Here is a 13,352-nt window from a genome sequence, read left to right as displayed (position 1 = left end):
AATTTGTAAAAAATAAATGTAGATACCGTGAGTTTTGGAGAAATTATAGTTATACTTTTAGTAGTGGTCTTATTATTTGGCCCTGATAAGATTCCCGAAATAGCAAGAGGGTTAGGTCAGGGGGTACGTGCCATGAAAGATGCCACCGATAATATTAAAAGAGAAATCATGTCTCAAGTTGATGACAACGGATCAGTTAAAGAAATAGAAGATGAAATAAATGAGGCAAAAAAAAGTATGGATCAAAAGGTAAATGAGGCTGCTGATCATTTAAATGATTTTATGGATGATACGTTCGATGGTCCTGTAAAAAGAAGTTAATGGATAAAATTATAAAATGGGATGAAGAATTATTTTTATATTTAAATAATTTAGGAAGCCCAAAATTTGATGCTTTTTGGTTATTTATAACTAATGAATACTATTGGATCCCTACTTATTTTTTTATATTTTTAGTTATTTTAGAAAAATATGGATGGAAAAAAGTTCTTTTAGTCGGTTTAAGTATTGCTTTAATGATTTCTTTAACCGATTCTTTATCCTCATTAGTTAAAAATTGGATTCAGCGACCAAGACCTTGTAGAAATCCGGAATTAGAAGGGGTTTTTAGGCTAGTGATTGAAAAATGTAGGGGATCCTATTGCTATTTTTCCGCACATGCTGCCAATTCTTTTAGTTTAGCTACCTATTTAACTTTTCTTTTTAAAAAAGAATATAAATATTCATCCATTTTATTATTCTCTTGGGCTATTTTGGTATCTTATAGCAGAATATATGTAGGAGTACATTTTCCTCTGGATGTTCTTTCAGGAGCATTTGTTGGAGTTTTAATAGGTTGGATATTTACTAAAACGCAAAAATATATTCTTTAATAAAAATATTTTTAATTGAACATTTTTAAAATATTTAATTCTTACGAAGATTTTTTAGGGTTAAATACAAATGGAAAAATGATAAAAATTGTTAGAGAATAAGCTGCAAAAGTAAACCAAACATATGGCCAATTGGTAATGCCATTGACTGTAAAATGCTCAACCACCCATCCACTACCATAGCTTCCTAAAATAGCACCCAGTCCGTTCGTCATAATCATAAATAACCCTTGAGCGCTGGAACGCATACTTTTATCAGTTTCTTTATCTACAAACAAAGATCCTGAAATATTGAAAAAATCGAATGCCATTCCATAAACAATCATGGATAAAATTAAAAGATAAATTTTATTAGCCGGATTTCCTAATCCAAACAGTCCGAAACGTAGAAACCATGCAAACATACTTATCATAATCACCTTTTTGATTCCAAATTTTTGTAAAAAGAATGGTATTAGCAAAATACATAAAGTTTCAGAAATTTGTGATATAGATAGTAATAAGTTAGGGTGTTTAACGCCAAATGAATCGGGATATGTGGATTTAAAACTATCTAAAAAAGGACCTCCGAAAGCATTGGTTATTTGAAGTGAACAACCTAACAGCATGCAAAAAAAGAAAAATATAGCCATTTTCCTATTTTTCAATAAAACAAAAGCATCCAGGCCTAGTGCATGTACTAATCCTTTCTTATCAACATTTTTAGTTGGTGGTGTAGCCGGCATCGTAAAGGAATATAAGGCCATAATAATTCCGGCTCCCGCGCTAATAAAAAGTTGAACAGAACTTCTGGCAAAACCTATGAAATCAACCGTCCACATAGCTGCAATAAAACCAATGGTTCCCCAAACTCGTATAGGAGGAAAATCGGTAACTGAATTTAAACCATTTTTTTCAAGAGCATTATAAGAAACAGAATTAGTCAATGATATGGTTGGCATATAAAAGCATGTATGCAGGAATAGCAAAAGATAAAATATATGGTATTCTTTAACTTGAGAAGCCATGAAAATAAATATGGCAGCTAGAATATGGCTTATACCTAATAATTTTTCAGCATTTATCCATCGGTCGGCAACTATACCCAATAAGCCGGGCATAAAAAGAGAAGTAAATCCCATAGTTGCAAATAAACTTCCGATTTGGATTCCGGTAAATCCTAAACCACCCTCAGTTATAGGTAATCCGGCATATCCTCCCAAAGATATTAACCAAGAACCCCAAATATAATATTGAAGAAAAACAAGAATAATTAGCCGTAACTTTATGCTCATCTTTTTTTAGTATTTTGATATGTAGCTAAGATAGTAATTATTTTTATGAATGAAATAATTATAAGTAGTATTTAAAATTTAATGTAAACTATTTAAAATAATTTTATCAACAGCAGAAACGTTTTTTTTCAAAAATTTTCATCATTCATCATTTATAATTTTTTATTGATTTTAGTATATGTGTGTAAATTTTATTAGTTTCTATTTGGTTGTGTCCTTAAAAACATTGCACCTGTTCGAGCAACATTCCGTATTCTTTAAAGTTGCAAGTTCCAACAGATAGACAAAATATTTTTGAAGATTCCGCATTCTGCTGTTAATTCATTCTTTGCATAATAATTCTCCTTTTTTGAAGCTTCGCTCTAACTGTAAAATATATAATATTTTGCAATATTTTTGGCCTCAATTACCCGCAGAGTAAAGATTTACAGCAGTTGAAAGAAGAAGATAAGCAAACCATTTTCCGGCTTTTGGAAAAAATGTTAACCAATAAAAAGTTTAAAGACTTTTTTCAGAAAAACGCTGCTGCACGGTAAAACAAAAACTCCTCGCAAAGCGAGAAGTTTTTAGTTTAATGGTAAAATGCTGTTGTATATGATGTATAAAATTAAATATCATATATATCAATAGAGTTACATCTACTACTAATATAATAAATTTGATAAATCTTATATTTTTTATAATAAATATCAAGTTTAAAATAATGTAAAAAATTAAAAAACATATCCCAATAATATCTGAAAAGATATAATTGAAAATACTTTTAAATATCTATTTTATAGAGTCTTAGAAAATTCGTAAATTCTTTTGTATTCTTCAGGGTATGTTCAAATACTAATTACCTCAGCTAAAATAATAATAAACAAAATCACACTTAATCCTACTAAAAATATGATTTCCATTTAAAAAATTTATTCATATTATTTAAATTAACGTGTACAGGAATGGAAGTATTTTATAATTACTTAGTGCATTGAAAAATTCTTGTCATTACTCTTAAGGTCTATATAGTCTGCACTACACGGAGAACTTCCTCCGTGTATAAATATATTAGTTTTATCATATGAATTATATCCATTAATTTATTGTCCGGCAACTCCCCAAGCTATTGGTCATCTTGGCTAAGTTCCTTCCTTTATCTTATTTTTTTATTAACGAAATGGGATAAATCGAAACTAATGAAAGAGTAATTATATAAAGAGCTATCCTTTTATTAATTTCTATTTTTTCTTTTAATTCTTTGGCTTTTTTAATTTGATTTTCAGTTGGGTTTAATCCTTCCAATTGGGTTTCATATTTTTCAGAAACACATAAATCAAGATATTTTAAGCCAGACAATAATATTGTAATAAATAGTCCAATCATTAGTATTTTTTTTTTCATATCAATTTATTTAATTATTTAGGACCTCGAATACAACTCCACGCGATTTAATTCTTATACTGTTAATCCTGTAATCCACCTTTCCAGAAATTCCCATCGGACAATACCGCTCCAAAGCCTCCGCTTACGCTTGCGAAAAATCGTAGAATCTTAGTTTATTAATTATTTTAGTAAATGTTAAATATGATATTATATTATTATAAAATTAAGTTTATGTAATAATTCATAGTAATTAAAATTGTAATAATTAATATTAAATTTATTATATAAAAATAGTTTTTTTTTAATAATATTCTCCATATATAAAATAATATAAATATAATACTCATTATATATAATAATTTTTTGGTATAAATTATTGGAGAAATAATACTATATCCTGTATTTATTCTATATGGTTTATAATAAATATGTTTTGAAAAGAAAACTATAATGGGTATCATTAATAAATACAATCCAAATGATAGTAATATTTTAATTAGTTTTTTAAAATCCATAACCAGCTGTTAATTTATTATTATTTTTAATCCGTTGTTTAAACTATTCTTTTAACAGTTTTAGTATCATTCTAATCATTGAATTTAAAAGTAAGTGGTTTTAACTTTTTTTTCTTCAGCATTTTGCACTTTAATAATACGTAGACGCTCATTTTTATTGCTCATTAAATCATGTGTTAAATGATATTTGTGATAATCACCAGTGTAATAAGAAGACACAACTATTTGAATTAGTATAATAGTATGTATCTGCGAAAAATGTTCTCCCTCCGTAGGAAACACGTTTAATATAAGGAGTACCAAAATTTAATGAATGTTCATAAAGAATTTTATTTCCTATAGCATCAATAAATGTTGAAATATAATGTTGGACATGCACTAATTCTTAGTATTTTCCAATTTTACCGTCAGGATAATTTACAATAAAACAATAGCTGTTTTCTTTATTTTTTTAAATTTTAATTTTAGAAAAGAATAAAGTTTCAAAGTAGTTGGGATTGATTCGAAACAATTGCTGCCCATCAATATAAAAAGGATCTTTACCAGTAAACTGAGGTCCTCGTGTAATATCGTTGTTCCTCATTGGCTAATCAAAGAAATAATCTTCTGAGTTAGTAAGAGGATATCTGGATTGAATATTTAGTTTAGGTAAGGAACTTTCGCAAAAAAGGCTCAATATCGAATTAACATATTTAGATCCGGACATCAAATTATCATTATCCTGATTTATAAGTTCGGGTTTAGGAAAAAATATTATTCAAAAAAGCCTTATAATTTTGTATTATTTATAAAAAGTTATACTTTTGCACCGGCAAGTCCTGCACAACCAGCTCCTGTGAATCCTCCAGGGTGGGAACGCAGCAAAGGTAAACGGTTGTAGCGGTGTGATGCAGGTAGCTTGCCTTTTTTTATTGGTACTGACTGAACTATTCTAAACTATATAAACTAAATTTTTTCTAAACTTTAAAATTATGTCTGACCAATCTTCTCCAAAGTATATATTTGTTACAGGTGGTGTTACTTCTTCACTTGGAAAGGGAATTGTCGCTGCATCTTTAGGAATGCTTTTAAAAGCCAGAGGTTACAAAGTAACCATTCAAAAACTCGATCCATATATTAATATTGATCCGGGAACTCTAAATCCCTATGAGCATGGAGAATGCTATGTTACTGAAGATGGAGCTGAAACTGATTTAGATTTAGGGCACTATGAAAGATTCTTAAATAGTCCTACCAGCAAAGACAACAATGTTACTACCGGAAAAATTTACCAAACAGTTATTGATAAAGAAAGAAGAGGAGACTTTTTAGGAAAAACTGTACAGGTAATCCCTCATATTACTAATGAGATAAAAAGAAGAATTAAAATATTAGGTAAAAAAGGAGATTTTGACATCATTATCACCGAAATAGGAGGAACGGTAGGAGACATTGAATCCTTGCCTTATGTTGAAAGCGTACGCCAATTACGCTGGGAATTAGGATATCAAAATTCGATTGTAGTACACCTAACTTTAATTCCATATTTAGCAGCCAGTGGAGAGTTAAAAACTAAACCTTCTCAACATTCCGTACGTCAACTTATGGAATATGGAGTACAAACTAATTTTCTGGTATGTAGGACAGAATGCTCAATATCTAAAGAAGTACGCTCTAAATTAGCATTATTCTGTAACCTTAATATTGATAATGTAATTGAAAGTAAAGATCTTCCTACCATCTATGAAGTTCCTTTATATCTGCAAAATCAGAATTTTGATGCATTAGTGTTAAAAGAACTAGGTTTATCCACAGATAAAAAACCGGATTTAAAACAATGGAATGATTTCCTGGATAAATATAAAAATCCAAAGAGTAATGTTGAAATAGCCTTAGTAGGAAAATATGTATCTCTTCAAGATTCCTATAAATCTATTGTAGAAGCTTTAATACATGCAGGAGCTACTTTAGAAACTAAAGTAAATATTCGTTGGATATACAGCGGAGATCTTACCTATGAGAATATTTCCGATTATTTAAAAGGTGTGGATGGAGTTATAATAGCTCCCGGATTCGGAGATCGAGCAATTGAAGGAAAAATTATAGCCTGTCAATACGCTAGAGTTAATAAAATACCTGTATTAGGAATCTGTCTAGGTATGCAAATTGCGGTCATAGAATTTGCTAGAAATGTGCTTGGATATAAAGATGCAGATAGTGTTGAATTTAACTTGCATACCTCAGCTCCGGTTATCTGTTTAATGGAAGAACAAAAAAATGTCACCAATAAAGGAGGCACTATGAGACTGGGAGCATGGGCATGTAAACTTAAAAAAGGCTCTATAGCAGAAAAAATCTACAATGCACAAAATATAGAAGAACGACACAGACATAGATACGAGCTTAACAATGAATATATAAGTGAGTTTGAAAACAATGGTTTAGAAGCCATTGGAACTAATCCTGATACAGGGTTGGTGGAAGTTATACAAGTAAAAGATCATCCATTCTTTATAGGTGTACAATACCATCCGGAATATAAAAGTACGGTAGCTTCTCCCCACCCATTATTTTTAGCATTAGTTAAAGCATCTCAAAATTATCAGATAAACAAAGTAAAGAATGCAACAGGAAAGCAAATTTGATAAAAACCAGCTGATTGGTTTTATTCTTATAGGGATTATTTTAATTGGATTTTTGATTTATTCTAATAATCAACAAAAACAGGCGATAGATGAAGCCCAAAAATCCGAACAGCAACAAATCAAATCTGAAAATATCTCTCAGAATACCAATGATAAGTCAGCACCCGTAAAGTTAGATTCACTTGCTCAGGCTAAGGTAGAATTATTACCTTTTTCAAATGATGAAATAGAAGTTAAAGTCAGCACACAAGGAGCTCAACTACGTGAAGTACGTTTAAAAAAATGGACGGCTTATGATAAGGATACAACCCTTCACAAAAAACCCTTATATCTTGTAAATAATGAAAATACCGATTTCAATATTTCATTTAAAGATAAGGCTGGTAAAATAATTAATACCAGAGATTTGGTTTTTACACCATCAACGGAAGGAAATGTAACCGTTTTAACTGCGAACTTAGATAATACGAGTTTTATTCAATTCCGTTATGCACTGAAAGGAAAATATTCCTTAGATTTTCAAGTAGTATCGAAAGGATTATCAAAAATTACCTCCCAGCAAGATGCCGAATTATATTGGAATCAAAATGCGATCGCTCTTGAAAAAGGAAAATCTCAAGAAACTACTTATACAGAATTTAGATACAGTTTAAACGATTATTCACAAACTGATTACGATACAAACGGATTTACAGAAGATAAAGACAAAATAGATTGGATTAGTGTTAAACAACAATTCTTTGCAACTATTTTAGAAGCACAGAACGGATTTTACAAATCCAAAGGTACACAAGAAGCAGAAAGAGATAACCCTGATTATCTTAAGAATTTTACGTTTACAAGTATAGTTCCTATCCAACTAGGAGAAATTAATCAAAAATATACTTGGAATTTTCTACCCTTAGATTATGATCTATTGAAATCTTACAAAGCAGATAACGGAGAAAGTAAACAGTTTTCATACAATATTCCATTTGGATGGATGAAATGGCTTTGTATATTTTATTTATGGATTTATGAATTTTTATCAAAATTCGGTATTGCAGCAGGGTGGATAATTTTCTTGATGACCATCGTGGTAAAATTAGTTACCTCACCTATCATGTATAAACAATACATTCAGGGAGCAAAAATGCGAATTTTAAAACCGGAAATTGACGAATTAAACGAAAAACACAAAAATTCAGATCCGATTAAAAAGCAACAAGCTACGATGGAATTATATAGAAAGGTAGGGGTTAATCCATTAGCAGGATGCTTACCGGCATTAATACAAATACCTATTTTCTATTCATTATTTAGATTTTTCCCGAATAATATAGCTTTAAGAGGACAGTCCTTCCTTTGGGCAGATGATCTGACCGCTTATGATTCTATTTATGAATGGACAACTCATATTCCGATTTTATCAAGTATTTACGGAAATCACATAAGTCTGTTTACGATATTATACTGTTTAGTATTATTAATTTACACTAAAATGTCAACCTCTACCATGCAGGCACCTACACAAGAAGGAATGCCGGATATGAGGTTTATGATGTATTTGATGCCGGTTATGTTTATATTTTGGTTAAATTCATATGCATCAGGTCTCTCTTGGTATTATTTAGTATCCAATGCTATAAATATACTTTTAATCTTATTGATTAAAAACTTTATGATCAATGAAGAAAAGTTGCATGCTAAGATGCAAGAGAATAAAACAAAGCCGGGTAAGAAAAAAAGTAAATGGCAGCAAAAAATGCAATCCATGTTGGAACAAGCCCAAGAGCAACAAAAACAGATTCAAGAACAAAAAATGAATCAAAATAAAAATAAGAAAAAGTAAATCAATCCTATAATAGAAGTAATAAAATCAGCCTTTTTGGCTGATTTTTTATTTTTGTATGATTTTTGAAAGATTCATATAAAATAAAAAAACGTAACCATGAATTACCGTATAGAGAAAGATACTATGGGAGAAGTACAAGTTCCCGCTGACAAATATTGGGGTGCCCAAACTGAAAGATCAAGAAATAATTTTAAGATTGGACCGGAGGCATCAATGCCCAAAGAGATAATTGAAGCATTTGCCTATCTAAAAAAAGCGGCCGCATATGCTAATACTGATTTAGGAGTATTACCTTCAGAAAAAAGAGATTTAATAGCCAAAGTATGTGATGAAATCAGTAAAGGAGAATTAAATGACCAATTCCCGCTTGTTATATGGCAAACCGGTTCAGGAACTCAATCCAATATGAATGTCAATGAAGTAATATCTAATCGAGCATTGGTATTAGATGGAGGTAAACTAGGTGAAAAGAGTCCCATTCATCCTAATGACGATGTAAATAAATCCCAATCATCTAACGATACCTTCCCAACAGCAATGCATATTGCAGCCTATAAAAAGGTAGTAACACATACCTTACCGGCAGTTGAAAAATTAAGAGATACGTTGTTAAAAAAATCAGAGAAATTTAAAGATGTAGTAAAAATAGGAAGGACCCATTTAATGGATGCCACCCCCTTAACTTTAGGACAAGAGTTTTCCGGTTACGTTGCTCAATTGAATCATGCTATTAAAGCTATAAAAAATACCCTGACGCATTTATCAGAATTAGCTTTAGGAGGAACAGCTGTAGGGACAGGATTAAACACTCCTAAAGGTTATGATTTCAAAGTTGCAGAATACATATCTAAATTTACCGGATTGCCATTTGTTACTGCACCCAACAAATTTGAAGCATTAGCAGCTCATGATGCAATAGTTGAAACACACGGAGCACTAAAACAATTAGCCGTTTCACTGTTTAAAATAGCTCAAGACATACGACTATTAGCATCCGGACCTAGAAGCGGAATAGGAGAATTGTTTATACCGGAAAATGAACCCGGATCTTCCATTATGCCGGGCAAAGTAAACCCTACACAAAATGAAGCAATGACGATGGTATGTGCTCAAGTATTGGGTAATGATACAACTATCTCTTTTTCCGGTACACAAGGAAACTATGAACTCAATGTTTTTAAACCGGTTATGGCCTATAATTTTTTACAATCTGCCCAACTATTGGGAGATGCTTGTAAATCATTCAACGATCATTGTGCCATCGGAATTGAGCCTAATTATACAAGAATAAAAGAACTCGTTAATAATTCCCTAATGTTAGTGACAGCCTTAAATACACATATAGGGTATGAAAATGCTGCTAAAATTGCAAAAACCGCACATAAAAACGGAACAACACTAAAAGAAGAAGCGATTAATTTAGGTTTAGTAACTGCCGAACAATTTGATCAATGGGTTAGACCGGAGGACATGGTAGGAAGTTTAAAATAATAAATTAAAAATTTATGAAAATCAACATAAATGATTTTTTATTTTACGACTACGAAGCTGTATAAATGTTGTATTATAAAGGAATATGGTATTATTTTTGATGTATAAAATTGTAAATTATCAATACAATTTATTATACTAAAAACTTCCTAATATATCTAATTTAAAATGTGGATATAAAATAAATAGGTTACCTTAAAATTAAAGGTGATAGCTACAAAATTAAGAAAAAATTAATTTTAAATCAATATAAAATCACATGATATATATTTTATTATATATGTCCTTTTCTTAATGCATAATCCACAAATGATTAGTATATTTGTATGATCTTAGAATGTAAAAATCTATATAAAAAAACATGTCTAAAAACACAAATAAAATTAAGAAAATAGGTGTCTTAACCTCAGGAGGAGATTCTCCGGGGATGAATGCTGCCATAAGATCAGTTGTAAGAGCAGCTAATTATTATGGAATAGAATGCTGTGGAATACGAATGGGATATGATGGGTTGATTAATGATATGGTTGTTGATTTAGGTCCTCGTTCAGTAAGAAATTTAATAAATAGAGGAGGAACTGAGCTCAAATCTGCACGTTCCGATGAATTTAGAACTATTGAAGGAAGAAAAAAAGCAGCAGAAACAGTAAAAAAACATAATATAGATGCATTAGTAGTAATCGGAGGAGATGGATCATTTACGGGTGGAGCTATTTTCCAAAAAGAACAAGGAGTACCCTTTATTGGAATTCCCGGAACTATCGATAACGATATATTCGGTACAGATTTTACCTTAGGTTATGATACCGCATTAAATACCGTCGTTGATGCAATCGATAAAATCCGAGATACAGCAACTTCGCATAATAGAGTTTTCTTTGTAGAAGTTATGGGAAGGGATGCCGGATTTATTGCTTTAAACAGCGGCATAGCTACCGGAGCATTGGATATACTTATACCTGAACAAAAAGATAGTATTGAAGATTTATTTTCTTCTTTTGACAATGCAAAACAAAAAGGAAAAACATCCAGTATTGTAGTAGTAGCTGAAGGAGAAAAATTAGGAGGAGTATATGATTTGGCTAAATTTACAAAAATGAAATACCCTGAATTTGACGTTAAAGTTACTGTTTTAGGTCATATTCAAAGAGGAGGATCTCCTACCGTTGCCGACAGAGTGCTGGCATCAAGATTGGGTGTTGCTGCAGTTGAAGGATTAATGGCGGGTAAATCTAATGTAATGGCAGGAATGCAATCAAGCAAGATCGTTTTTACTCCTATAGAAGAAGCAATTAAAAAACACAATGAAATAGATAAGGATCTTATAAAAGTAGCAGATATCTTATCTACATAGATAAAATAAAAAAATTAATTTAGAAACAAACTTAAAAAAGTAAAGTATTATGTCAAAAATTAAAATTGGTATCAATGGTTTTGGTCGTATAGGACGATTAGTATTTCGTGCGGCTCAACATAATGAAAATATTGAAGTTGTAGGAATCAATGACCTTATTGATGTTGAATATATGGCTTATATGCTAAAATATGATACTGTTCATGGTAAATTCGATGGAACGATTGAAATTAAAGATGGTAAATTAGTAGTAAATGGAAATGCAATTAGAGTAACTGCTGAAAAAAATCCTGCAGATCTTAAATGGGGTGATATCGGAGCAGAATATATAGTAGAATCAACAGGTTTATTCCTTACAAAAGATAAAGCACAAGGTCATATCGACGCCGGAGCAAAATATGTAGTTATGTCTGCTCCATCTAAAGATGATACCCCTATGTTTGTATGCGGAGTAAACGATAATACCTATGTAAAAGGTACTCAATTTATTTCTAATGCATCTTGTACAACAAACTGTATATCTCCGGTAGTTAAAGTATTACATGAAAAATTTGGTATTTTAGAAGGATTAATGACTACAGTACATGCTACTACTGCTACTCAAAAAACTGTTGACGGACCATCAGCAAAAGATTGGAGAGGAGGTAGAGCAGCAGCAGGAAATATAATTCCATCTTCAACCGGAGCAGCTAAAGCAGTTGGCAAAGTAATTCCTTCTTTGAACGGAAAATTAACAGGTATGGCATTCCGTGTACCAACCTTAGACGTTTCAGTAGTTGACTTAACAGTAAATTTAGCTAAAGAAACAACTTATGATGAAATCTGTAAAGCAATGAAAGAAGCATCAGAAGGTGAATTAAAAGGAATTTTAGGATATACCGATGAAGAAGTTGTTTCTTCTGACTTTATTACAGACCCACGTACATCAATATTTGATGCTAAAGCAGGGATACAATTAAGCCCTAAATTTGTTAAAGTAGTAAGCTGGTATGATAATGAGTGGGGATATTCTAACAAAGTTGTTGAATTGATTCAAAGAATTGCTAAAATTAACGGGTAATATTCATATTACTACTTTATAATGAATTGAAAAAGCTATCATTAATGATAGCTTTTTTTATTGATAAATATAAAATTGATTTCACGAAAACTAAATATAAATTACCTTAATATAAAATAATCAATCAAAATTTATTCTTTCTTGACAGAACATATAAAAATATCAACTAAGAAGAAGTTTATTATATAGTACATTTGTCATGTAAAGTGAAGAAATAACCTACAATAACCTTGTTTATGACTATAAACCTATAACTACCTTACGGTTACACCTAAAATTTTTTACACAAAAAAACAATTAAAAGTAGGAATATAAAAAATAAATGCTATCTTTGCAACCTCGAAAAAGATTAACGAATATAAAGATATAAGATAACAACCGATGAAACGTACATTTCAACCTTCAGAAAGAAAGAAAAGAAACAAGCATGGTTTTCGTGAAAGAATGGCATCAGCTAACGGAAGAAAAGTCTTAGCAAGACGTAGAGCAAAAGGAAGAAAGCAATTAACTGTTAGCGAATACAGAGCTAAAAGATAATCTGCTAGAACATATCTGAAAAATTAAAAAGACTGCTATGATAAATAAGCAGTCTTTTTTGTTATATTATATATAGTTTATATATCTTTTTAGGTTTAATTTTATATATTAGTTTATTTAGCAAAAGACTTTAATAACTTGTTCGATATATATTATTATAAATTACAAAACAAAAAGCTATTCAGTAAAAGTAACAGTAAAGCGTACTAACAATACATATATATAAAAAAAGTACTTGAATAAAAACATTAGAGTATAGGAATACAAAACTAACAATATAAATATAGGGTATACCTATAAAGATTATAAAATAGAAAAGAATAAGAACGAGCCCATAAGGTCCAATACGAATGATCAGGAGAGAAGCAGGAATAAATAGAAAAAAAATTAAAATTTTTTTTGGAAGTTAAATAGGTGATATTCAAT

Annotated in this window: 10 protein-coding genes and 1 other RNA gene; 9 read left to right on the top strand and 2 right to left on the bottom strand. The window is 30.5% G+C overall.

What is annotated here, in order from left to right:
* Positions 1–27: 27 nt before the first annotated feature.
* Together J3U20_RS09295 and J3U20_RS09290 are read left to right on the top strand one after the other, a co-directional pair.
* Positions 28–321, top strand: a complete 294-nt coding sequence (locus J3U20_RS09295) for a Sec-independent protein translocase subunit TatA/TatB (protein WP_160543077.1) — start codon at positions 28–30, stop codon at positions 319–321.
* Positions 321–872 (top strand): phosphatase PAP2 family protein, encoded by a 552-nt coding sequence (locus J3U20_RS09290; protein ID WP_160543078.1) that lies wholly within the window; start codon positions 321–323, stop codon positions 870–872. Before J3U20_RS09295 ends, J3U20_RS09290 begins: the two co-directional genes overlap by 1 nt.
* Before the next feature lie 41 nt (positions 873–913).
* Here the strand turns inward: J3U20_RS09290 and J3U20_RS09285 are convergent, their stop codons facing one another.
* Positions 914–2,146 (bottom strand): nucleoside permease, encoded by a 1,233-nt coding sequence (locus J3U20_RS09285; protein ID WP_160543079.1) that lies wholly within the window; start codon positions 2,144–2,146, stop codon positions 914–916.
* Positions 2,147–3,286: 1,140 nt separating this feature from the next.
* Positions 3,287–3,529, bottom strand: coding sequence for a hypothetical protein (locus J3U20_RS09280; protein WP_160543080.1), 243 nt, complete (start codon positions 3,527–3,529; stop codon positions 3,287–3,289).
* Positions 3,530–4,835: 1,306 nt separating this feature from the next.
* Between J3U20_RS09280 and ffs the strand changes: the two genes are divergently transcribed.
* The 7 genes from ffs (at position 4,836) to rpmH (ending at position 12,926) form a co-directional block, all read left to right on the top strand.
* An RNA gene (gene ffs / locus J3U20_RS09275) (signal recognition particle sRNA small type) lies at positions 4,836–4,933 on the top strand.
* Positions 4,934–4,997: 64 nt separating this feature from the next.
* Positions 4,998–6,650: a CTP synthase gene (locus J3U20_RS09270; RefSeq protein ID WP_160543081.1), complete on the top strand. Its 1,653-nt coding sequence runs from the start codon at positions 4,998–5,000 to the stop codon at positions 6,648–6,650.
* Positions 6,628–8,481 (top strand): membrane protein insertase YidC, encoded by a 1,854-nt coding sequence (yidC, locus tag J3U20_RS09265; protein ID WP_160543082.1) that lies wholly within the window; start codon positions 6,628–6,630, stop codon positions 8,479–8,481. Before J3U20_RS09270 ends, yidC begins: the two co-directional genes overlap by 23 nt.
* Positions 8,482–8,580: 99 nt before the next feature.
* Positions 8,581–9,975: a class II fumarate hydratase gene (gene fumC / locus J3U20_RS09260; protein ID WP_160543083.1), complete on the top strand. Its 1,395-nt coding sequence runs from the start codon at positions 8,581–8,583 to the stop codon at positions 9,973–9,975.
* A gap of 361 nt (positions 9,976–10,336) precedes the next feature.
* Positions 10,337–11,329, top strand: coding sequence for a 6-phosphofructokinase (gene pfkA, locus J3U20_RS09255; RefSeq protein ID WP_160543084.1), 993 nt, complete (start codon positions 10,337–10,339; stop codon positions 11,327–11,329).
* A 49-nt stretch (positions 11,330–11,378) separates the two neighbouring features.
* A complete protein-coding gene (gene gap / locus J3U20_RS09250; RefSeq protein WP_160543085.1) occupies positions 11,379–12,389 on the top strand; it encodes a type I glyceraldehyde-3-phosphate dehydrogenase in 1,011 nt (336 codons plus the stop codon).
* A gap of 381 nt (positions 12,390–12,770) precedes the next feature.
* On the top strand, positions 12,771–12,926 hold the full coding sequence (rpmH, locus tag J3U20_RS09245; protein WP_055425699.1) for a 50S ribosomal protein L34: 156 nt from the start codon (positions 12,771–12,773) through the stop codon (positions 12,924–12,926).
* Positions 12,927–13,352: the final 426 nt, after the last annotated feature.

It is taken from the genome of Apibacter sp. B3919 (genome assembly GCF_026537405.1).
Taxonomy (GTDB): Bacteria; Bacteroidota; Bacteroidia; order Flavobacteriales; family Weeksellaceae; genus Apibacter.
The sequence above is the reverse complement of the archived record's forward strand: the minus strand, read 5'-3'. Positions and strand labels throughout refer to the sequence as shown.